Annotated in this window: 23 protein-coding genes; 12 read left to right on the top strand and 11 right to left on the bottom strand. The window is 44.7% G+C overall.

The window, feature by feature from the left end:
* Positions 1-919 precede the first annotated feature (919 nt).
* Complete coding sequence (locus OCV29_RS10110) at positions 920-1,339, bottom strand: hypothetical protein (RefSeq protein ID WP_073603951.1); 420 nt, start codon at positions 1,337-1,339, stop codon at positions 920-922.
* Positions 1,317-1,694: a polymorphic toxin type 44 domain-containing protein gene (locus OCV29_RS10105; RefSeq protein ID WP_073603952.1), complete on the bottom strand. Its 378-nt coding sequence runs from the start codon at positions 1,692-1,694 to the stop codon at positions 1,317-1,319. The genes OCV29_RS10110 and OCV29_RS10105 overlap by 23 nt, the downstream gene beginning before the upstream one ends.
* A 603-nt stretch (positions 1,695-2,297) precedes the next feature.
* Between OCV29_RS10105 and OCV29_RS10100 the strand changes: the two genes are divergently transcribed.
* On the top strand, positions 2,298-2,957 hold the full coding sequence (locus OCV29_RS10100) for a hypothetical protein (RefSeq protein WP_139281585.1): 660 nt from the start codon (positions 2,298-2,300) through the stop codon (positions 2,955-2,957).
* Positions 2,958-3,027: 70 nt separating this feature from the next.
* Here the strand turns inward: OCV29_RS10100 and OCV29_RS10095 are convergent, their stop codons facing one another.
* From OCV29_RS10095 to OCV29_RS10085, 3 genes are all read right to left on the bottom strand, one after another.
* Positions 3,028-3,936, bottom strand: coding sequence for a HEPN domain-containing protein (locus OCV29_RS10095; protein ID WP_261887317.1), 909 nt, complete (start codon positions 3,934-3,936; stop codon positions 3,028-3,030).
* Between the two features lie 156 nt (positions 3,937-4,092).
* Entirely contained in the window at positions 4,093-5,598 is a 1,506-nt protein-coding gene (locus tag OCV29_RS10090) for an NCS1 family nucleobase:cation symporter-1 (RefSeq protein ID WP_073606114.1), read from the bottom strand.
* A gap of 205 nt (positions 5,599-5,803) precedes the next feature.
* A complete protein-coding gene (locus OCV29_RS10085; protein WP_073606113.1) occupies positions 5,804-6,715 on the bottom strand; it encodes a LysR family transcriptional regulator in 912 nt (303 codons plus the stop codon).
* A 180-nt stretch (positions 6,716-6,895) separates the two neighbouring features.
* On the opposite strand from OCV29_RS10085, the gene OCV29_RS10080 reads away from it, so the two are divergent.
* The 6 genes from OCV29_RS10080 (at position 6,896) to OCV29_RS10055 (ending at position 14,374) form a co-directional block, all read left to right on the top strand.
* Complete coding sequence (locus OCV29_RS10080) at positions 6,896-8,218, top strand: aminotransferase class III-fold pyridoxal phosphate-dependent enzyme (RefSeq protein WP_073606112.1); 1,323 nt, start codon at positions 6,896-6,898, stop codon at positions 8,216-8,218.
* 213 nt (positions 8,219-8,431) lie between these two features.
* A complete protein-coding gene (gene preA, locus OCV29_RS10075) occupies positions 8,432-9,709 on the top strand; it encodes an NAD-dependent dihydropyrimidine dehydrogenase subunit PreA (RefSeq protein ID WP_261887316.1) in 1,278 nt (425 codons plus the stop codon).
* Between the two features lie 22 nt (positions 9,710-9,731).
* Positions 9,732-10,994: a Zn-dependent hydrolase gene (locus OCV29_RS10070; RefSeq protein ID WP_073606110.1), complete on the top strand. Its 1,263-nt coding sequence runs from the start codon at positions 9,732-9,734 to the stop codon at positions 10,992-10,994.
* Between the two features lie 14 nt (positions 10,995-11,008).
* Positions 11,009-12,376, top strand: coding sequence for a dihydropyrimidinase (gene hydA / locus OCV29_RS10065; protein WP_073606109.1), 1,368 nt, complete (start codon positions 11,009-11,011; stop codon positions 12,374-12,376).
* 13 nt (positions 12,377-12,389) lie between these two features.
* The gene (locus OCV29_RS10060; protein ID WP_073606108.1) at positions 12,390-13,520 is read left to right on the top strand and encodes an iron-containing alcohol dehydrogenase family protein; all 1,131 of its coding nucleotides are present in this window, start codon (positions 12,390-12,392) and stop codon (positions 13,518-13,520) included.
* A 551-nt stretch (positions 13,521-14,071) separates the two neighbouring features.
* A complete protein-coding gene (locus OCV29_RS10055; protein ID WP_073606107.1) occupies positions 14,072-14,374 on the top strand; it encodes a hypothetical protein in 303 nt (100 codons plus the stop codon).
* A 427-nt stretch (positions 14,375-14,801) separates the two neighbouring features.
* Here the strand turns inward: OCV29_RS10055 and OCV29_RS10050 are convergent, their stop codons facing one another.
* The gene (locus tag OCV29_RS10050; RefSeq protein ID WP_175561614.1) at positions 14,802-14,951 is read right to left on the bottom strand and encodes a hypothetical protein; all 150 of its coding nucleotides are present in this window, start codon (positions 14,949-14,951) and stop codon (positions 14,802-14,804) included.
* 513 nt (positions 14,952-15,464) lie between these two features.
* Between OCV29_RS10050 and OCV29_RS10045 the strand changes: the two genes are divergently transcribed.
* Positions 15,465-15,953: a hypothetical protein gene (locus tag OCV29_RS10045; RefSeq protein ID WP_073606104.1), complete on the top strand. Its 489-nt coding sequence runs from the start codon at positions 15,465-15,467 to the stop codon at positions 15,951-15,953.
* Between the two features lie 291 nt (positions 15,954-16,244).
* Here the strand turns inward: OCV29_RS10045 and OCV29_RS10040 are convergent, their stop codons facing one another.
* Positions 16,245-17,123, bottom strand: a complete 879-nt coding sequence (locus OCV29_RS10040; RefSeq protein WP_261887315.1) for a HEPN domain-containing protein — start codon at positions 17,121-17,123, stop codon at positions 16,245-16,247.
* Between OCV29_RS10040 and OCV29_RS10035 the strand changes: the two genes are divergently transcribed.
* The 3 genes from OCV29_RS10035 (at position 17,114) to OCV29_RS10025 (ending at position 19,377) form a co-directional block, all read left to right on the top strand.
* A complete protein-coding gene (locus tag OCV29_RS10035) occupies positions 17,114-17,260 on the top strand; it encodes a hypothetical protein (protein WP_175561542.1) in 147 nt (48 codons plus the stop codon). The genes OCV29_RS10040 and OCV29_RS10035 overlap by 10 nt on opposite strands.
* Before the next feature lie 481 nt (positions 17,261-17,741).
* The gene (locus OCV29_RS10030) at positions 17,742-18,779 is read left to right on the top strand and encodes an amidohydrolase family protein (protein ID WP_073603955.1); all 1,038 of its coding nucleotides are present in this window, start codon (positions 17,742-17,744) and stop codon (positions 18,777-18,779) included.
* Between the two features lie 58 nt (positions 18,780-18,837).
* Positions 18,838-19,377 carry a hypothetical protein gene (locus tag OCV29_RS10025; RefSeq protein WP_245796858.1) on the top strand — a complete coding sequence of 180 codons (540 nt, stop codon included), beginning with the start codon at positions 18,838-18,840 and terminating at the stop codon, positions 19,375-19,377.
* Positions 19,378-19,573: 196 nt separating this feature from the next.
* Here the strand turns inward: OCV29_RS10025 and OCV29_RS10020 are convergent, their stop codons facing one another.
* Positions 19,574-20,023, bottom strand: a complete 450-nt coding sequence (locus OCV29_RS10020) for a hypothetical protein (protein WP_073603957.1) — start codon at positions 20,021-20,023, stop codon at positions 19,574-19,576.
* A 1-nt stretch (position 20,024) separates the two neighbouring features.
* Positions 20,025-20,618 (bottom strand): TetR/AcrR family transcriptional regulator, encoded by a 594-nt coding sequence (locus OCV29_RS10015; protein WP_073603958.1) that lies wholly within the window; start codon positions 20,616-20,618, stop codon positions 20,025-20,027.
* A 131-nt stretch (positions 20,619-20,749) separates the two neighbouring features.
* Here OCV29_RS10015 and OCV29_RS10010 point away from each other — a divergent pair, with 131 nt between their 5' ends.
* Complete coding sequence (locus tag OCV29_RS10010; protein ID WP_073603959.1) at positions 20,750-21,361, top strand: glutathione S-transferase family protein; 612 nt, start codon at positions 20,750-20,752, stop codon at positions 21,359-21,361.
* Between the two features lie 124 nt (positions 21,362-21,485).
* On the opposite strand, the gene OCV29_RS10005 is transcribed toward OCV29_RS10010, so the two are convergent.
* Both OCV29_RS10005 and OCV29_RS10000 read right to left on the bottom strand, forming a co-directional pair.
* Positions 21,486-22,274 carry a M48 family metallopeptidase gene (locus OCV29_RS10005; RefSeq protein ID WP_073603960.1) on the bottom strand — a complete coding sequence of 263 codons (789 nt, stop codon included), beginning with the start codon at positions 22,272-22,274 and terminating at the stop codon, positions 21,486-21,488.
* Positions 22,271-22,717, bottom strand: a complete 447-nt coding sequence (locus OCV29_RS10000; RefSeq protein WP_073603961.1) for a YbjQ family protein — start codon at positions 22,715-22,717, stop codon at positions 22,271-22,273. Before OCV29_RS10000 ends, OCV29_RS10005 begins: the two co-directional genes overlap by 4 nt.
* Position 22,718 lies beyond the last annotated feature (1 nt).

Below are 22,718 nucleotides of genomic sequence, written 5' to 3'. Positions count from 1 at the left end.
TTAACAATGGTATTCACTCACGTTTAACATGAAGAAAATTCATGATTGAATTTGTCGCTGGTATTTTTCTGCGGGTTATTTGAGTGAAGCTGTATAATGCGCTGTTTATTTCATCGGCTTATTCTCGTTCCCATGCTCCGCGTGGGAATGCATACCGGACTTCACAACATCTCCTGAGTTGAATTTTGACCACTTTATACTACATTTAGCATAAGCGTGTTGACAGGTTAGTTTTGGCGTTTTATTTGAGTGAGGCTGTATGATGCGCTGTTTATTTCATCATTTTATTTGGCATCGGTGATTGCGCACCAGTTCCTCTTTGCTGGCTCAAAGAGGAACCAGAAAGAGCCTTTGGGTTCTTTGGTGCTGGCCGGGACGGTTGTATTCGCATCCTGCTCAGACAACCTCAAAATTCGTCGTGAATTTTGCCCTGGGGGTGAGGATTTCTTGGGGTTTGTATGGTGCCTGTCCCCGGAAGATTTCTTAATGGACTCGTTCCCATGCTCCGCGTGGGAATGCATACCGGACTTCACAACACTTCCTGAGTTGAATTTTGACCACTTTATACTACGTTTAGCATAAGTCTATTGACGGGTTAGTTTTGGCGTTTTATTTGAGTGAGGCTTTATGATGCGCTGTTTAGTTCGCCGTTTTATTTGGCATCGGTGAACGCGCACCAGTTCCTCTTTGATGGCTCAAAGAGGAACCAGAAAGAGCCTTTGGGTTCTTTGGTGTTGACCGGGACGGTTGTATTCGCATCCGGCTCAGACAACCTCAAAATTCGTCGTGAATTTTGCCCTGGGGTAGGGAATTTCTTGGGGTTTATATGGTGCCTGTCCCCGGAAGATTTTGTGAGTGATTAAGCTTTTGTAAAGAAAAGTGAAGGTGGTAGCTTACAGAGTTATCGCCTTAGAAATTTTCATTGAAGGTGCTGAATCTGCGATTTGTGTTTTTCATTCTCAGCTTTGAACATGATGGAAACTGGCACGAGCTTCCCATCCTCTTTCACCCATATCAAATTGGTAAATTGATACACCTTCCCTTTCACTGTGAGGGTAAATGCTTGATGATTATCAGGCGTTACCTGAATTTCTGGCGTATCTGTTACCAAAAATGGTTCAGGTAAATCATCGCCTTGTGACATTACATAAAAGAAATAGCTGAATCCTGCGGTTGCATTACCTGTGTTATTTCTGTAGCCGACAACGGAGAGTGTTTCTGAAATTGGCTTGTTGAAGACCTGCTTATCCAGATTAACTTCAGGCTGAAGAAGGTAATGCCCAGCCAGAGTAAGAAGAACGCCAAGTAATATCAGGCTAATAGCCTTTGTTTTTTGCATATTCAATCCCTAAAGAGATGTAATATTGATCATGAGGGTCATCCCCATATGGTTCACCTCCCCAACAGCTTCCCCAGTTATCAAGTGATGTTCCTGCTTTCATTTGAGCACACCCTGCTGCCCTGAGTAATATGGGTTCGGGAATACCACCAGCATAACCTACGGCACCGTAATGGAAATTTCCGAAGTTTTCAAATGAACCTACTTGTTTAAAATCCCATGGGCCTTTGTTCCTGACTTGCTCATAAAACCAATAATAATCCCCTGGACCAACAATACGTCCAAATTTTGATCGTATCATCTTCATATTTTCATCAACTGAAACACCTTCAGGTGCAGTTGGATAGATGGGCATAACCGATCTTTCCCTCTCTGAAAATCAATAGGGATTTATTATTATAAAATCAATCATCAGTACCAAACGGTTTGTTTAATATGAGAGCTAATTCAATCCCAAAGTTGATGTGCATCCATAATCCAGATTATTTTATCTGGGTTGATTATGAATAAAAAAACAGCTTTAAGTATTCGTGAAATAGCTTTGCGCTCGTTCCCATGCTCCGCGTGGGAATGCATACCGGACTTTACAACATTTCCTGAGTTGAATTTTGACCACTTTATACTACGTTTAGTATAAGTATGTTGACGGGTTAGTTTTGGCGTTTTATTTAAGTGAGGCTGTATGATGCGCTGTTTCGTTCGCCGTTTTATTTGGCATCGGTGAACGCGCACCAGTTCCTCTTTGCTGGCTCAAAGAGGAACCAGAAAGAGCCTTTGGGTTCTTTAGTGCTGGCCGGGACGGTTGTATTCGCATCCTGCTCAGACAACCTCAAAATTCGTCGTGAATTTTGCCCTGGGGTTAGGGTTTCTTGGGAGTTGTATTATGCCAGCACATTGAAATTGAGTTACACCGCCAGCAAAGTGCTGAAGAACAACAGTTATGCTTTAGGGAACTAACATGAAAAACAACAAGATGAAAATTATAATTAATGTCGTTTTGTTAGTTATTTTGTTTCTGCCGATAGGTTTATATATTTTCAAGTTTGGTTTTGGAATTTGGAGCGAACATAAATACTGGTCAGAAATGGGAAGTGCTTTCGGTGGCATTTATTCACCAATTATTGCTTTGTTGGCATTTGTTGTGCTGGCATTTCAGGTGAAATCGCAGCAAAAAATAGATAAATACCACTATGATCAGTCCTTTATTCTAGGTTGCAAAAAAGATTTTGATTTCTACATATTAGAATTAGATCGGTTTCTTGAACAAAATGCTAATGAAAATCAAAAAGTTAGAGATGTCCTTCATTCTGAAGTTGAATGTATTGATGAAAAAGATCTTCTAAATGAAGATATTATCAAGAAATTAAAAATACTCTCTGATGAATATCCGAAATTAGTATCGATATGGTGTGCTATGAATCCAATATTGGCAGGTCTGAATGTTCATAAACGATTCCCATACAACCATGCCTACACTGGGTGCTTACTGAAAGCAGCAAGTATTCTTTCGCCAAAAACCTGTATTGCTCTTGATAAGATGTACTTTTCAACTTCTTCTGGGAAGTTTGCTGATGTATTGTTTTTCTGGGATAAGGTAAAAGCATATAAAAGTCATTGAATTAATAGGGATGATGGTCTTCACCCTCAGTACACATTCCCACGCAGGAGCGTGGGAACGAGAGGTAAATTTACTGCTGCAATCGCACCAAACAAACCCGTTCAACCAGCTCCTTCAGCTTCTCCACCTCACCAGCCAGATAACGAAGCTCTTCCTCTGTAATCTCATAATGCATCGAATACCGCGCATCAATATAAGCCCGCTGTAAGCGGCGAAAACTCCGCCGGTGAAATTTATCATCCATCGGAAAAATATCTGCAAAGTCAGGATCTTGCTCGGCACAATAATGTTTCAATTTCTCGACATTGTGGGTTTTAGGACGGTAGTTGGTGAGAGTTAGTAATAAACAGGTATAGAAGCGTTCCGTTGCCTGATGCAGATTGAAAGCTGCTTCATTGAACCATTTTCTGTCAGATAGGGATTGTTCGAAGAAATAGATAAACCGTTGTGCACTTTCAAACCAATAGTCAAAATGCCCCTGTGCAATCTCAAGCCGCTCTGCATCCGTCAAATCTCCCGGCTCAGCCAGTGCCTTCTTATTCGCATCGAACAGCAAAATCCCTTGCTCACGGATATCTTTAAAAAAATAGTGGCCTTTCTGAAGCTGTTCATTAACTTCATTTAAGGTATGCACAATTAACCCCAGCGGAGCGCTTTTGACTTTGCGCTCGATCTGCTCTTCCGCTTTGCGCCAGACAATATCCTCATCGACCAGCGCATCTTTGTTCACGATCACCAGAACATCGTAATCGGAGACATAACCATTGGGAATATCACTGACCCAGCCGCCTTTGGCATGGCTGCCAAACAGAATGATTTTATGAATCTGAAACCCGGATTTACTCCCTTGCTTCCCGACGAGATATTCATCCAGCGTATTGCGGAGAATGGCTGAAATCTGCGCCAGCTCATGCTGCTTTCTTTCGGGAAGGTGGTCGAGTGATGTCTTCATGCTGGTTGAATCAAATCTGCTGGTCAATCATCCCCATAGTGTGGCGGGGCGGGCGGAAAAAGTCTATGAGTTTCATACGTGTTTGTGGTTTTCTGCGGGGATGTTCTCTCGTACCAATTACCACGCAAAAAGCGTGGTAATTGACAGCAGAAGGTGGAGAGTCCCGGAATAATTACCTGACAATCAGGCTTTTTCCAAACCCGCATCAAATACTGGCTGCGACTGGAAATGAGATGCAACGAAATATAACACCGCGCCGGAGAAGGCCCCTGTAAACCAGCCGTAGTTATAAACCCAGGGCATCACATTCAGTGAGAGCGTCATCGAGGTAAAGATGACCGGCACAAAGAATGCGATAAAACCAGCACGGTTTACCGCAGGATATGCATTTTCCAGATAAAGGGCGGGTACATTCAGGGACTGCTTCTTCACAAAGAAATAATCGACAATCATGATACCGGCGATTGGTCCCAGTAAACATGAATAGCCAAGTAACCAATTGGAAATAAACGCTTCAACACTCACATCTGACTGAATCCAGCCCATTTTCTTCAGCAGTTCCCAGCTCATCAGCAGCAGGCCAATCACCCCGGTGAGCAGAACGCCTTTGGTATGATTGATGTATTTGGGCGCGACATTCTGGAAATCATTGGTAGGGGAGACGACATTGGCCGCAGTGTTGGTTGATAAGGTTGCAATCACAATGAAAATCATCGCAACCGAAACTAAAAACGGACTTTGGATTTGCCCGATCAGAGTGATGGGATCTGAAATCGTTTTACCGAACATCGTTGTTGACGCTGCGGTTAACACCACGCCAAGGGCGGCGAACAAAAACATGGTGATGGGAAGCCCGATAATCTGCCCGACGACCTGATCCTTCTGTGATTTTGCATAACGGCTGAAGTCAGGAATATTGAGTGACAACGTGGCCCAAAAGCCAACCATCGCTGTCAGCCCGGAAAAGAAGTATTTGGCGATGCCATCCCCAATCGGGCGGTTCGCCGGGGTTGCCAGTAATTCAGTGTAAGAGACTTTGTCACTCGCCCACACTAACAGACCCAGCCCGACGACTAACAGTAATGGTGCAGACAGCGTTTCCAGCCACCTGATTGATTCTGAACCTTTCAGCACCACGCCAATATTCAGCAGCCAGAAAATGAAGAAACCAAACACTTCTCCCTGACCGCCTAAGCTTGCCCAGGATGTTGATATTTCAGACAGAAATAAGTGAATGGCTAACCCGCCAAACATAGTCTGAATGCCAAACCAGCCGCATGCCACGAACCCCCGGATTAAACAGGGAACATTCGACCCCTTAATCCCGAAGGATGAACGCAGGATGATCGGAAACGGTAAGCCGTACTTCGTGCCCGAAAATGCATTCAGTGTGAGTGGGATTAAAACAACAAGATTGGCAATGAGAATGGTGAACAGCGCTTCGGTGACCGACAGTCCAAAGTAAGCGGTGAGCACCCCTCCCAGCGTATAAGTTGGCACACAGATGGACATACCGACCCACAGCGCGGCGATGTTCCATTTTCCCCAGGTTCGCTCTGCCACTTTTGTCGGGGCAAGATCGTCGTTGTAGTAGGGGCTTTCAGTCAGATCCTGACCGATTTCGAGTTCATAAAAATTTCCAATCTGTTTGAGTTGACTGGATCTATCATCCTTCACTGTCTCAGACATATGACATTCCTTGTTTATGCAATGGTAAATGACATTGGGTTGATTGATCTACTTTAAGGGAGGATGAATGTTGGATAAATTAACATTTATCCAACTAAACATTACAATTAGTGCAACAATTGTAATGAGGTCAGATTTGACTGAATCATCTATCTGAGATCTGATTCCTGAAGAGGTGACAGGAATGTCAAAATAAAGGGCGCCTTCAGCGCTCTTTGACCTGAGATAAAGCTTCAATGAATTGTTGAACAACCCGTGTCGGTTTGGGGGATTTTCGGTGGATCGCGGTAAACTCACAATCATAACTGAATTTTGCATTCTCCAGCTTTTGGAATCGTCCGTCAGGCTCCATGCGCCGGACAAAGTGTTCCGGCAAAAAACCGATATACTGACCGGAAAGGATTAACGTAGCAATGCCTTCCTGATTACTTGCCGCTGCGTTTTTGATCAGTCCGAGTGCGTTTCCATGTTCCATGTTGGGACTGCTGAACGTCAGTCCCGCATAGCGTTGTGCCATAATTTTTTGTGTGCTCACCGAACCGCTGGTGTCAAAGAGAGGATGTCCTTCTCCACAATACAGGTTCATTTTTTCTCCGAATAACGGAATATATCTTAAACTCGCCGAGCGGCGAACCGGGGAAATGATACCAATATGATAACGCCCGTCTATCACGCCTTTTTCAATTTCATTGACCGGCACAACATGGATTTCAATTGAGATGTCCGGGAATTTTTTTATATAACTATCAATCGCTTCATTGACCCTGCATGCCGGGTTGGTCACGGTCATATCGAACATGGCAATGACCAGCTGGCCTTTGATGCTTTGATGAAGATCGTTCACATCTTGCCGGAAATCTTCCATTGAAATGAGCAAACGCACAGCGGAAGCGTAAATGTGTTCTCCTTCACTGGTCAGAGAAAAACCCGCTCTGCCCCGGTGACAAAGTACGATACCCAGCCGGGCTTCGAGACTCTTTAAATGACGGCTGATTGTCGAGCGACTGATGTTCAGTTCCATCTCCGCAGCACTCACACCACCACTTTCAACAACAGCGATAAACACCCGCAGCAACCTGATATCCATATCGGACAACTGTCCAAGTAAAGCTTTCATTGTTTCATAAACCGTCATGTTTAGTTAGATAAATGTTAATTTATCAAACAATGAGAAATGCTTACAGTGGATATTCAATTAATAACCATGACGAATTGAAGGTTTATCTCCTCCACCCGCCCTGAGCAAAGTGCTCAGGTTATCAAGGTAGTTAAGCCATATCCAAGAAGGCGATACACAATGAATGGAAGCGAAATAAAAGCAACTCAAAAAAAATATAGTTTACAGTCCTGGAGTGCTCAGAAAGGAAGCGATCCGATTCCGGTTGCAAAGGCGGAAGGCATTTATTTTTGGGACTATGATGGAAATCGCTATACCGATATGTCTTCTCAGCTGGTGAATCTGAATCTGGGGTTTGCGAATCCCGTGATTAATCAGGCGATTAAAGATCAGGTCGATCAATACTGTTTTCTCTCACCTTCGCTGGGATCAGAGCCGCGGGCTGCGCTTGCCGAAAAAATTATCAATCTGATGCCTGATAACATGGGCAAAGTATTTTTCACCAATGCGGGTGCCGATGCGAATGAAAATGCAGTCAAAATCGCCCGGATGTTTTCAGGCAAATTTAAGGTCTTCAGCCGCTATCGCAGTTATCACGGCTCCTCTTTTGGTGCGGGGAATTTAACCGGGGAGCCACGCCGTTATGCACTGGAACCGGGTGCGCCTGGATTTATCAAATTTTTCGATCCTTATATGTATCGGGAATCCATTGATTTTGAGTCAGAAACACAGGCGACAGCCTATTATCTGGCTAAGTTAAGAGAGCAGATCCTTTATGAAGGCCCAAACAATATTGCGGCGATTGTGATGGAAACAATCACCGGCTCGAATGGGGTGATTATCCCGCCGGAAGGTTACCTGCCGGGGGTTCGTGCGCTCTGTGATGAATTTGGCATTCTGATGATCTGTGATGAAGTGATGACCGGGTGGGGAAGAACCGGAAAGATGTTCGCTTTTGAACATTTTAAGGTGAAGCCGGACATCGTCACCTTTGCCAAAGGTGTGACCTGCGGTTATGTCCCGCTGGGTGGCGTGGCTGTCAGTCAGGAGATTGCGGATTATTTCGATGAAAATGTGCTTTCCTGCGGTCTGACTTACAGTGGTCATCCGCTTGGCTGTGCAGCGGGTCTGGCAACCGTGAATTACTATCGGGATGCCGGGATTCTCGACCATGTCAGCCAGATCGGCCTGTCGCTTGGTGAAATTCTTGAATCGCTTAAAACAAAACACCCTTGCGTGGGGGATGTTCGCTACATCGGCCTGTTTGCGGCCATTGAGCTGGTCAAAGATAAAGCGACGCGTGAGCCACTGGTGCCTTATGGAAAAGACCCGCAGGGAATCATGAAGCAAATCGTGGGGATGCTGAAGGACAAAAAATTTATGACCTATTCCCATGAAAATGTACTGATTGTTGCGCCTGCATTGATCATTGATGATGAACAGCTTTCTGAAGAAATGCTCAAGATGGATGAAATTTTGCATCAGGTCGATGTACTCATCTGATTCACATCCGGAAAAAACTGAAACGGATACTTTGCCTGTCCGTTTTATTTTTTCCGGATCGGTTTCTGTTGAGTACAGTTCAACTGTTTTAAAAAACAAAGAGCATGAACAATAATAACCATAAGAAATAAAAGGACTTTTTACCCGGGCAACCAGAATGATGCATCTTCAGATCGCCTGGGTATACCGTCGAACGACAGGGAGCATAAATATATGGCAGATTTAAAAACAGAATTCAGTGGCATTCAAAGCCCGAATCCGTTTTGGCTGGCGTCTGCACCACCAACAAACACCGGTGCACAAATAATGAGAGCCTTTGAGGCCGGATGGGGGGGCGCTGTCTGGAAAGCGGTCGGAAATCCGGTGAAAAATCTACATAGCCGCTATGCCGCTTTAAAAGCAGGTAAAGGCAAGATTATCGGTTTAAATAATATTGAGCTTATTTCTGACCGCGGGTTAAGTATTAACCTCAAAGAAATGGCTGAAGTGAAAAGAAAATACCCCGAACATGCGCTCATTGCCTCGATTATGGCCGGAAACAGAGACGAATGGGTTGAACTGATTCACCGCATAGAAGATACCGGTGTGGATGGTTTTGAGCTGAATTTCAGTTGTCCTCATGGCATGTGTGAAAGAGGGATGGGTTCTGCGATTGGGCAGGAGCCGGAAGTTGCAGCAGAGATCATGCAATGGGTGAGAGATACAACCCATTTACCTGTCCTGATGAAACTCACGCCAAATGTCGCCGATATTCGTGATCAGGGGAAAGTTGCGGTGGATGGCCGGGCAGATGGGGTGGCTTTAATCAATACCATTAAGTCGATTATTGGTGTCGATCTGGATGATTTTATTCCGTATCCCAAAGGCCGGAATGGCGCAACCAATGGTGGCTACTGCGGCACCGCGGTTAAACCTATCGCGCTGCATATGCTGGCTTCTCTTGGCCGGACCGACTGGTTTAATTTACCGATCTCCGGAATCGGCGGGATTGGCAACTGGAAGGATTGTGCCGAATTTATTGCACTCGGCAGCACGACTGTTCAGGTGTGTACTGCCGTCATGCACCATGGTTTCGGGATTGTTGAAGGTATGATCACCGGCTTGTCCCAATATCTGGATTCGAAAGGCATGCAGAGTGTCAGTGAGCTGCGTGGCAGGGCATTGTCACATTATAAAGACTGGGCCGAGCTGGATATGAACTATAAGGTCGTCGCCTCAATCAATGAAAGCCGGTGTACCGGCTGTGGCAAGTGTTATACCGCCTGTAATGATGGTGCTTATCAGTCCATCGGATTAACAGATAAAAAATCCCGAACAGGCGACCCGATTCCGGCGATTAATACCGATACATGTAAAGGCTGTAATTTGTGTTCTCTGGTGTGCCCGCGTGACTGTATTTCAATGAAAGATGTTTCCACAACGAATGTAGTGAAAAGCTGGCAGGAGATGGTCAGTCAGGGTGAGTTTGCTGTAGCTGATGGCATTTTATAAAGGGAATTAAAAGGATAAAAAGATGTATAAATGTAGCTTAGAAAGAATGACCGATAAAATATCCACGTTTAGTCAGTTTGGCGATGCCGGACATGGTGGCATCACCCGCTATACCCTGTCGCCAGAGGATGTGCTGGCAAGAAACGAATTTATTAAACGCATGGAAGCGATTGGCGCGACGATTGAAATCGATGATGTAGCGAATGTATACGCCACGCTGCCGGGTTCCGATCCCGAAGCGAAGCGCATCGTCATGGGCTCGCACTCAGACTCGGTTAAAAATGGCGGCAACTACGATGGCATTTTAGGCGTGATGTCTGCAATGGAAGTGTTAGAGACAGTGGCTGAACAAAACATTCCGCATAAACATCCGCTCACGGCGATGATTTGGACCAATGAAGAAGGTTCGCTTTATCCGCCGGCAATGATGGTCTCCGGTATCGTTTGTTATGACTATTTACCCGAAGATGTGAAAGGTAAGTTTCAATACGACGACATGATGCAGTCAAAAAGTGTGCTCGATAAGCAGACAACCTTCGGTCAGGCGCTGGAAGCCTCTGGTTTTAAAGGCGATGCTGCAAACAGACTCTCACCGGACACCTATAAATGCATGTTTGAAATTCATATTGAACAAGGGCCGATACTGGAAGATGCCGGTAATGATATTGGGGTGGTTGACTGTGTCTTAGGGATGTTCAACTACCGCCTGAGATTTTACGGACAAACGGTGCATGCCGGGACTTTCCCGATGCCGAAACGTCGTGATGCTTTATATGCGGCTTCACAGGCGTTGTGTTATTTACATGATGAAATCGACGAACTGGGTTATTCAGATTTGGTGTATACAACCGGCGAAATCGAATGCCATCCCAATGTTCATACCTGCGTGCCGGATGAAGTCGATTTTTGTATCGATGTACGCCATGAAAGTGCAGAGGTGTTAGGGCAGGTATTAGCCATTGTGAAATCCTGTGCGGAAAAGTCGTGGGCAGGGTGCAGCTGTCAGGTGGATAAAATGTGGAACCGGGACACGGTGTACTGGAATGATACTTTAGTGAGCTTTGTGAAAGCTGCGGCTGAAGAAACGGGTGTGTCTCATCAGGTGCTCCATTCGGGGGCCGGACATGATGCCCAGTTTGTCGCCTATATGCTGCCCTCAACCATGATTTTTGTTCAGTCAAAAGATGGCTTATCGCACTGCGAACTGGAGTACTCTTCACCTGAGCATTGTACTTCCGGTGCGACAGTTTTGTTAAATGCCGTCTTAAAAGCCGATGCAGAGTAGAGTAAGGAAATCATATGGACTTGATTATTAAAAACGGCACAGTGGTTAACGCTGGCGAGACAGTCAAAGCTGATGTGGGGATTGCCGGCGGTAAAATTGTCGCGATTGGGATGAGCCTTGAGGCTGAGGGCGCAACCGTGGTTGATGCCGCGGATAAACTGGTGTTACCGGGCGCAATTGATGTACATACCCATCTGGCGATGCCATTTGGCGGAACGACTTCAGCCGACAGTTATCTGGCAGGTACCCGTGCGGCGGCCTGTGGCGGTGTAACCACGGTTTTTGATTACCCGATGCAGCGTAAAGGCATGACCATCAAAGAGGTGATCGATTCTAAAAAAGCGATTTGTGAACAGGAAGCCTGTGTTGACTACGCGTATCACTGCATTATTACCGATTTAAATGACGGGGCGATCTTAGAGGAGATGGGTTCGGCGGTTGAATCGGGAATTACCAGTTTTAAATGTTTCTTTGTGTATAAAAAAGAAGGCATGATGGTTGATGACGGCACCTTCGTACAATTGCTGCTGAAAGCGAAAGAAGTGGGTGCGATGATTAATCTCCATGCCGAGAATCCCGATTTGATTGATTACAATACAGAGCGGTTTTTAGCGGAAGGAAAAACCTCTGCCTGGTATCACTATCTGAGTCGTCCGGAGTATGTTGAGGCGGAAGCGGATAAGCGGGCGGTACACTGGGCCAAACATCTCAACGCGCCGCTGTATCTGGTGCATATGGCCGATGAAGAAGGGCTTGAAGCGGCGATTGAAGCCAAAAAAGAAAACCCTGATATTTTCATTGAAACCTGCCCGCAATATCTGGAGTTTACCTGTGATGTTTATAAACGGGAAGATGGCCGGAATTTTGTCTGCTCCCCGCCGATGAAAGGTCAGGAAAGCCAGGATGCATTGTGGAAAGCAATCAAAAATGGCGATATTGATGTGGTGGCAACGGATCACTGTCCATTCCAGTCATTTGAAAAAGACTGGGGCAAAGATGATTTCACTAAAATCCCCAACGGATGTGCCGGGGTAGAAAATCTTTATCCTTATATGTTATCAGCGGCCAATGAAGGGAAAATCTCGTTTAATCAGGCGGTTGAATTGTGTTCGACCAATCCGGCCAGAATTTTTGGTTGTGCGGATAAAGGCAGTATCGCAGTGGGTAAAGATGCGGATATTGTGATTTATGATCCGCAGGCCAATTTTACAATTTCCGTCGATAACATGCATTCCGATTATGATCATACGATCTGGGAAGGCATTCAGTTAAAAGGGTATCCGGAACAAACCTATTCCCGTGGCCGTTTAGTTTACGATCATGGTGATTTTGTCGGTGAGCCGGGCTGGGGAAATTTTGTAAAGCGGGAAAAACGTACATAATAAAGAGAAAAATATGAATTACACATATCATATGCCAACGAAAGTGTTTTCCGGCAATCATTGTATTATTGAAAATAGCCATGTACTGAAATCATTCGGCAACAAAGCGATGCTGGTGACCGGGCGATCTTCAGCGAAGAAAAACGGATCGCAGGACGATGTGGTTGCAGCGCTGGAAAAGCAGGGGATTGAATACGTTGTTTTTGATCAGGTGATGGCAAATCCTACGGTTGCCTGTACGTATGAAGGTGCGGCGTTTGCAAAAGCAAATCAGGTTGATTTTATCGTGGCGATCGGTGGTGGTTCCCCCATGGATGCGGCCAAAGCGATGGCGTTACTGGCAAAGCAGGATGTTGCAGAAGCCGATCTGTTTAATGGTCAGTATTCGGAGGATGTTTTACCTGTCATCGCTGTCCCTACGACTGCCGGGACGGGTTCTGAAGTTACGCAATATTCTATCCTGACCAACGATGCTGCTGAAACGAAAACAAGTATCGTGTCAGACATTATTTTCCCGAAAGTAGCGTTTGTTGACGCCAGATATATGTTGGGCTTACCGGTCACAACCACGGTGAATACGGCTGTTGATGCGCTGTCGCATGCCATTGAAGGGATGTTAAGCATCCGTGCTTCACTTGTCTCCGACGCACTGGCAAAAGAAAGTATCCGTTTTTTTGTCAAAGCAGCCCCTTTGATGTGTGAAGCGGTTGCCCGGAACGATGCATCCGTGCTTGATGAGCGCGTGAGAAATGATTTGATGCAATGCGCTATGCTCGCCGGAATGGTAATCGCGCAAACCGGCACCACGGCGGTGCATGCCATGGGGTATTCTCTCACTTATTTTAAAGATATTGATCATGGCCGGGCGAATGGTTTGTTGCTGGCTGAATATATGGCAGTGGTGCAGGAAAGCGAGCCGCAATTAATTACAGATATTCTTTCAGCACTCGGTATGACGGAACTGGGTCAGTTCAAAGCATTATTAAATCAGCTGCTTGGGGCGGCGGAAGTGCTGACCCAGGCGGAAGTGCTGAAGTATACCGCGAAAGCTGTGACCGTAAAAAGTATCGAAGGTAATTGCAAAGTGAAGCCGTCGGAAGATGAGGTGAAATCGATGTTTATGGAGGCGTTTCATTTAAGTTAGGTGGCGGATTTTTGTTGATTATGGTGTGGTTTGATGCGCTTATTAGTTCATCGTTTTTCCTCGTTCCCATGCTCCGCGTGGGAATGCATACCGGACTTCACCACATTTCCTGAGTTGAATTTTGACCACTTTATACTACGTTTAGCATAAGTGTGTTGACTGGTTAGTTTTGGCGTTTTATTTGAGTGAGGCTGTATGATGCGCCGTTTATTTCGTCGCTTTATTTGGTATCGGTGAACGCGCACCAGTTCCTCTTTGCTGGCTCAAAGAGGAACCAGAAAGAGCCTTTGGGTTCTTTGGTGTTGGCCGGGACGGTTGTATTCGCATCCTGCTCAGACAACCTCAAAATTCGTCCTGAATTTTGCCCTTGGGGTGGGGATTTCTTGGGGGGCGTATGGTGCCTGTTCCCGGAAGGTTACCGCCGGAATATTTATGAAGCTTTCCGTGAAATCCGTTCGTGAGAGACTGTTTATTTTACGACTTGTTTACTGCCAGTTTTTAAGTAATAATTGCGCAATATAGTGCATATCATGAGGAGTAATATCAACAAAATGGCTATTTGTCGATTTGATATAGACACGTTTACGTATAACATTGAGACGTATATGGATTCAATGGGAGTTCCTACCCCAAAAACTGTGTTTGGCAGTGTAACAACAATGTCTGGTGCGCTCGCAAGCATAGAAACGTCTCTGATGACAAAAGCCGCGGATATGCCAATTGCTACGATTGCAGGAAGAGCAGCAGGGACAACTGTCGCCGGTATCACTGCGGCGGGCTACGCCGGTGTAATCATTGGTTCGGCTCTTATGGCAACAACCAGAGCGACGTCATGCAGCCGGGCAGAACTATAGAAAGCGTTCCGGGAGCTTGGTTTCCCTGCGTGGGCGGCTGATGAGGCTTTAAAACAACCAGCACTAAGGACACACTAATGCGAAGCTGGATAAAGGATCGAATTTTATTAATATTATTTTCGGTTGTTGCTGCGATTGCAGCATATATATTCTGGCATAGTCTGGGAGAGCATGCCTTTGTCATATTTCCCCTCATTGCTCTGTACGCCTACATTGTCGAGCGCCCAAAACTAAACAAAAAAGAGTGAATTACGACGCTCAAAAGCCCACTCTTCCGGGCTTTTTTACTTTTTAAGGTCAGTGTTTGTGTTCGTTCCCATGCTCCGCGTGGGAATGCATACCGGACTTCACCACATTTCCTGAGTTGAATTTTGACCACTTTATACTACGTTTAGCATAAGTATGTTGACGGGTTAGTTTTGGCGTTTTATTTAAATGCGGCTGTATGATGCGCTGTTTCGTTCGCCGTTTTATTTGGCATCGGTGAACGCGCACCAGTCCCTCTTTGCTGGCTCAAAGCCAAACCAGAAAGCGCCTTTGGGTGCTTTGGTGTTGGCCGGGACGGTTGTATTCGCATCCTGCTCAGACAACCTCAAAATTCGTCGTGAATTTTGCCCTGGGGTGGGGGATTTCTTGGGTGTTATATGATGCCTGTCCCCGGAAGATTTGGTATTAATGCGCTCGTTCCCATGCTCCGCGTGGGAATGCATACCGGACTTCACAACATTTCCTGAGTTGAATTTTGACCACTTTATACTACGTTTAGCATAAGTCTATTGACGGGTTAGTTTTGGCGTTTTATTTGAGTGAGGCTGTATGATGCGCTGTTTCGTTCGCCGTTTTATTTGGCATCGGTGATTGTGCACCAGTTCCTCTTTGCTGGCTCAAAGAGGAACCAGAAAGAGCCTTTGGGTGCTTTGGTGTTGGCCGGGACGGTTGTATTCGCATCCTGCTCAGACAACCTCAAAATTCGTCCTGAATTTTGCCCTGGGGGTGGGGTTTATTGGGAGTTATATGGTGCCTGTTCCCAGATTTTTGTCAGATTTTATGAAGTGTGAAAAATACTTGATTTATTTCCTCGGTAAGAACTATGGAATATTTTAGTGTAATAATTTCAGTTGCTGCGTTGGTGCTGACTTTTTTCAATTACATGAGGCTATTCAAGCTTGATGAAAAGAAAGAATATAAAGACAAGCGTTTATATTTTAAAACTTGCGTTGATGAAACAAAGGATGCTCTTGAGATAGTTATCCACCAAACACAGGAAGTTATGGCAAGGCGCAATGATTTTGACCTTTTGGACTCCCCGTATATTGGTAGTCATGGGTTCCAACAAGCCTACAATTTGTATATGATGCACCTTCGTAATATTCAACAGATTAAGAAAGAGCTGAGTGACATATATAAAGAGTTAAGTAGTTCACTTGAGCTTGGTGACAAAGAAGCTTTTGATTATTGCACTTCAATTCACAAGAGGGTAGCAGATTGCAACGTTCGGTATTTTGAAAATTATTCAAAGATAAAATCCGTTGTTGATGGCATTGAAAATATAGCAAGACATGCAAAAGAAAACTCATGACAACCAAATTAGATAAGTATCCACAAGTAATAATGTCGAGATTGGAGACTGTTTATTATTCTGTATTTCTCTGATTTAAGATTGTTTATCATCCTATATGGGAACGAGAAAATTGAGAGACAGACATTTCCAAAAGAAAATTCCAATCCAAGGGCGAAAATTCATGGACAAATTTTCAGGTTCTCTGAGCAGGATGCGAATAGAACCGGCTTGTCGGGAAATAGATATTGATGAAGTGCGATTCAGCTGCAGTATGCATTCCCACGCGGGAGCGTGGGAACGATAGGTCGCTCACCCCTGCAATCGCACCAAACAAACCCGTTCAACCAGCTCCTTCAACTTCTCCACCTCACCAGCCAGATACCGAAGCTCTTCCTCAGTAATCTCATAATGCATTGAATATCGTGCATCAATATAAGCCCGCTGTAAGCGACGAAAACTCCGCCGGTGAAATTTATCATCCATCGGAAAAATATCCGCAAAAGCCAAATCCTGATCCGCACAATACTTTTTCAGTTTTTCGAGATTATGAGTTTTAGGCAGGTAATTTGTCAGAGTAAGCAGGGTACAGGCATAAAAGCGCTCGGTAGCCTGATGAAGTTCAAAAGCGGCTTTATTGATGTAGCCTTTTGTAATTGCAAGCTCAAAGAACTCTTGAAATTCTTTTGCACTTTGGAACCAATGATTATAATGCCCCTGCGCAATCTCAAGCCGCTCTTCATCCGTCAAATCTCCCGGCTCAGCCAGTGCCTTCTTATTTGCATCGAACAGCAAAATCCCTTGCTCGCGGATATCTTTAAAAAAATAGTGGCCTTTCTGAAGCTGCTCATTGACTTCATTTAGGGTATGCACAATTAACCCCAGCGGGGCGCTTTTGACTTTGCGCTCGATCTGCTCTTCCGCTTTGCGCCAGACAATATCCTCATCGACCAGCGCATCTTTGTTCACGATCACCAGAACATCGTAATCGGAGACATAACCATTGGGAATATCACTGACCCAGCCGCCTTTGGCATGGCTGCCAAACAGAATGATTTTATGAATCTGAAACCCGGATTTACTCCCTTGCTTCCCGACGAGATATTCATCCAGCGTATTGCGGAGAATGGCTGAAATCTGCGCCAGCTCATGCTGCTTTCTTTCGGGAAGGTGGTCGAGTGATGTCTTCATGGTTGGGTGAATCAAATCTGCTGGTCAATCATCCCCATAGTGTGGCGGGGCGGGCGGAAAAAGTCTATGAGTTTCATGCAGGTTTATGGTTTTTGGTGGGAATGCATACAGGGCAGAATCACGCCAGCGGCGGTTGATATGATGCGCTAAATCGTTCACCGGTTTCATGGGCAATGTCGATAGCGCACCAGTTCATCTTTCAAAGATGAAAGACGAACCAGAAAATCTTTTTTATTTGGCTTTTGCGCGTGTTGTCCAGAACCGGCTTTTAAGCACGTCCCTGTGCTGAAAAGCCTAACCATTCATCCCTGAATGGTTTTCTTTGTTTGGTGATTTATTTAGCTTTGGTGAAGGAGAAGTGTGGCGCTTGTTTTAATGCTTTGAGTTGGAATACAGATTGGACTTCACAACATTTTCTGAGTTGAATTTTGACCACTTTATACTACGTTTAGCATATACGGTGTTGATGGATTAGTTTTGGTGGTTTTACTTGAGTGGGTTTGTGCTCATATCCTGCTCAGACAGCTTCAAAATTCGTCCGGAATTTTGCTCTGGGTGGGGACTTGTTGGCGGTGACTGTTCCTGGATGTTTTTATTATCTAAAAAAGGGGACAAAGTATGGATGATAAAATCATATATAACTGCCATAACCATTTGTTTACTCATAAACATATTCCTAATAGATATTTCCCTTTATTTCTAGTTCCAGCCGCAAGAATAAAGCCACTGCGCTGGGTATTGCGAGGGATTATGAAAGTAATCATCCCTTGGACAAAAAATGACAAAATGCATAGATATTCAGCATTTATAAAAGCTGCTTACAGAGAAACACAGGAAGATAATTTATTGAATTTGATGGGGTATTATCCCCAAAAAACAAAATTTATCATTTTACCGATGGATATGGCTTATATGGGGGCAGGGGAAGTAGAAGAAGATATAGATCAACAGCATAAGGAATTAGCCAAGCTTGCTAAATCAGAAATATATAAAGATATATTAATTCCTTTTGCCCATATAGATCCAAGAAGGCCATTGGCGTTAGATAGGCTGAAATCATTAATTGAAGAAAATGGATTTAAAGGTGTAAAAATCTATCCGACCTTAGGGTACAGGCCTGATCACCCCATTTTGATGGAATATATTTACCCGTATATGTCTGAGAATAATATTCCATTGTTAGCTCATTGTTCTCCTGGCTCCGTTAATTCAAAAAAATATAAAAAAGAAGTTGCTCATTCTTTTGCTGATCCCGATAACTATAAAGAAATTATGGAAGTCTTTCCCAAATTAAAGGTTTGTCTTGCTCATTTTGGAGGGATCTCTGAATGGAAGAGACACTTAGATGAACCGAGAGATATCAGCTATCCTACTTGGGTTAAAAAAATTGTTGATATGATACAAAGTAGAAATTATCCAAATTTATACACCGATATCTCATATACAATATTTAATTTTCAAGAAAATTCATCATACTTAAAAATTTTACTTCAAGATAAGGAAATTTTATCGCATGTATTATTTGGTTCTGATTTCTATATGGTAGAAAGTGAGAAGTATTCAGAGAAACGTCTGTCGACAGAACTTAGAGTGAAATTGGGTGAAGAATTATTTTGGACTATAGCTAGTCACAATCCACGTAAATTTTTGTATTGAAGCTGTTCATAAGCGTATATGGAGCCAATGTTAATCAGTAATATTTAATTGATTTATATTGGAGCATTTTTCGCCTTTAAAAAAACATGGTGGGGATAGCAAAGTTGATTTGCGTTGGTCTGTAGCCCTCCCTGGGACAATTTTCGGAAGTAGTAGCATGGTAGATAGCCGCGTAACAAGAGATCACAATTTGGATGTATTACAGGCTCTTGGATTTAAAAAATACTCAAATACCACTGTTTTTCATAAAGATCGGATTAGTTTACTATCTCCGGCAGTTGCAAAAAATCAATCAGGTGGTTATTGGTTTGATGTGCGTAAAGTAAATATTGAGCGGTTAACTTCAGAGGCATACTTGTGCATAAGGATTGTTCCTGATTATTTTGTCCTCGAACCCTTAAACAAAGTTTCTAAGCTAATAACCACTGAATTAATGGATAATCGCCCAAAATCTGGGGATGTCTGGGGGCTTGGGCTAACTTTCCAAGAAAATAGCATGACTGTTCAGATTTTTAACAAGTCATTCTCGAGCGTGAAGGTTAATTCCCGTCTACTTACACGGGATAAAGCCATAAAAGCTTTAGTTACATTGACATAAATCTGTATAACAAACCAGTTCATCTTTCAAAGATGAAAGACGAACCAGAAAATCTTTTTATTTGGCTTTTGTGCGTGTTGTCCAGAACCGGCTTTTAAGCACGTCCCTGTGCTGAAAAGCCTGACCATTCATCCCTGAATAGTTTTCTTGGTTTGGTGATTTATTGAGCTTTGGTGAAGGATGAGTTTTGTATGTACTAACGCCGACGCTGCTCATTTTGCTTGTTTAAGTCTTTAATACCCGGGGCATTTTTGAGCAATTTTTTCTCAAGCTCAGGAGGCAATCCGATAAACAATGTTGCACTGCTGTCCCAACACACAATTTCAAATAATGAATCACTCAACTGTTTTTCGGGTTTTCCCGACCAGAACTCAGGGTTACCATTAGCGTAAGGTTCTTCACTGGTGAAAGGTTTGGTACCTTTGGGAAAGACCGATATAACCGACCATATGAACTGATAATCAAAATCCGCCAAATTCCTGGCTAATTCTTCGCCTGTTACCCATGAAGGATCGCTCAGTGTTTCCCAACCACCATCTACATCCGAGAAATGCCAGTCGTAATCTTCCGCTTTAATTTCAAGCCAGCCCAGTACATCGACGAGGCTGGTAAACCAACGGACCTTTTTAGTTTGTATATAATTCATACTAATGTTTCTCTACTCTGTACCCATTGAGCAACCCCAGCAAACATGCCACCGCATCATCTAAATCATCATAGCGTTTCGCTTTGCCCAGCACCCGCATGCCCTGAATATGATTCAGCAGTAATCTGGCTAGCTGGTGCACGTTGGTGTCCGGTGAAATCTGCGACTGACGTTTGGCATTTTCCAGTGCGTGGGTGAAAATCTCCAGCATGTAATCAAAAATAAAGTGGCCCTTGCGCAGGACCTGATGATCTTCTCCGGCGTGCTCAACCAGTGCATTTTGGACGAAGCATCCACATGTTTTTTCCCGCTGGCGTTTCGCAAACTTTTTCAGGAAATCAGCCAGCGTGTCTAAATCCGCATCTTCTTTTGCCAGCGGCTTTGCTAAAGGGAAAGAAACGTGATTGAGATAGGTTTCCAGCGCTTCATAATAGAGTTGTTGTTTGTCTCCGTAGGTGTTGTAAAGGCTGAAGCGGTTAATGTTCAACGCCTCCACCAACTCAGAAACAGAGGTATTTGCATACCCTTTTTTCCAGAATAACTCCATTGCAATCAGTAACTTTTCCTGCCTGTCAAAATTTGCTTTACGTGCCATGTGTGCTGGTACTTCCCGATATAACTGATTCAAACCGTCATAGTTTATCAGATTATTCTTGACTGATCGTTTAGTTATTAGGTTAAATAGAATTCAGAACGATCAGTTAGTTATTGTGAAAGGGAACATGAATGAAAATTTACCAAATGAATGGATTACCGAATTGCCTGCGGGTGAGCTTTTTTCTCAAAGAAATCGGCGCTGAAGCAGAGCGGGTTGAGATCAACGTCCGGCAAGGCGATAACCTGGATCCGGACTATGTACGCAAGTGTGTGAACGGAAAAGTGCCCATGCTGGAGCTGGATGACGGCAGCACGATTTGTGAAAGTCTTGCTATCTGTCGCTATTTCGATGAAAGCGTCGGGAACGATAAAGCATTGTTTGGCACGGGAGCGAAAGAAAAAGCGCAGGTTGAAATGTGGCAGCGGATTGTGGAGTGTGAGGGATTACAAATGGTGTCGTTTGCATTTCGTCATCTCACCGCAATTTATAAAGACCGCGAAAATTGTGTGGCCGAATGGGGAGAGGAAGCTAAGCAGCGCAGTATCCGCTTTTTAGAACAGCTCAATGACCGGCTGAGTGAAAGTGAATACATTGCCGGTGACCGGTTTACGGTTGCAGATATTACCGCCTTTGTGACGTTTACTATGGCGAAAAATGCGCTGGAACTGCCAATGGAGGCTTATCCGCATTTGTTGCGCTGGCAACAAATGATTGCAGCCCGTCCGGCATTTCAGCAATAGTTGATGATTGAGAAACATGCCAGCCTGCAACGCTGGCATCATTGCCGTTTTTATCCTTGAGTGTCGGTAACTGCATGATGGGATCTGCACCGATGGCCTTGGCATAAGCCAGTGATTCGTCGATTTAAAAGTCGTATTGCTGCATCATCTGGCGGATGTGCTCAATCCGGGCCTGAGGATGCGGGTGAGAGAGCAGAAATGTAGGGAGTCTATGGTTGTCTTTATTCAGAATTTGCTGAAAAAACTCGTCTGCACCGCTTAACGTTCCATGAACCCGCCAGAGTGTTTTCAGGGCCAGCTCGTCGGCTGCGGTTTCCTGTTCCCGGCTGTAGCGGAGCAGTAACAGCTGGCTGCCGCTTCCGCTGAGTGTGGCGACCTGTGTATTGCCTGTCACCATTGACATCAGCAGTTGCACACCCAGAGTTCCCGCCAGCGTCCGGATCGGATCGCGGTGGACAATATGTGCCGCTTCATGCGCCAGCACCATATCCAGCCCGATTTGAGAGTGAACCTCATCGAGCAGGGCTGTGGTGACAAAAATCTGCGGGCCGAGAGTTGCAAAAGCATTGGCTTCATCGCTTTTCATCATATTGAGTTCAATGGAGACACCGGGGTCAAACGCTGTAGATGGCGAAGCTGTGTTCATTGCTGTGAGCAGTTGATCCAGACGGGCTTGCAGCTGTTGGCGGGAGGCCTGATATTCAGCCGGGGTAGAGATGTCCGGAGCGATCCGGGCTTCCCAGCGAACCGGAATCCATTGGGCGAAATGTGTGAACATCGTCCAGATGAGTACAGCCGTTAACAGCAGCAGGATACATAAACCTGATCCGAGAAAAATCAACTCCCGCAGCGGGTGGGCTGCGGGGTTATTAATCCCTTCCGGAATACGCGGATTTTTCTGTGGGAATGTCATTTGATCAGTGCGGTACCATAAGCAATCACTTCAATACTGCCTATGTTGTTACCGCGCCCCTTCGAGACCGATGAAGTTTCCATCTTCAGATTATAGACTGCAAAAGCATTCAGGTCGCTCGCCTGTTCCTGAACCCGGAGAATCGCTTCACGGCGGGCCCGGTCCAGCAGGCTTTCATAACTGTTCAGCCGGCCACCAAAAATCATCCGCAATCCGGCCAGAATCCTTTTAAAGTAGTCGACGGAAATCACCACACTGCCACAAACGAGTGTGGTCTCAGTCACACCGGCAGGGATTTGGCGTCCCGGAATGACCACCAAATCACGAAATATTTCTTCACGCTGAAATATGCGCTGATAATGGCGTTTTTCAAGCCAGCGTCCGGCAAAATAGCCAATGCTAATCAGGACGATAAATGTAATCAGGGAAAGAATGGCGTTCATG

Origin of the sequence: Vibrio aerogenes (assembly GCF_024346755.1) — a bacterium.
Taxonomy (GTDB): Bacteria; Pseudomonadota; Gammaproteobacteria; order Enterobacterales; family Vibrionaceae; genus Vibrio; species Vibrio aerogenes.
The sequence above is the reverse complement of the archived record's forward strand: the minus strand, read 5'-3'. Positions and strand labels throughout refer to the sequence as shown.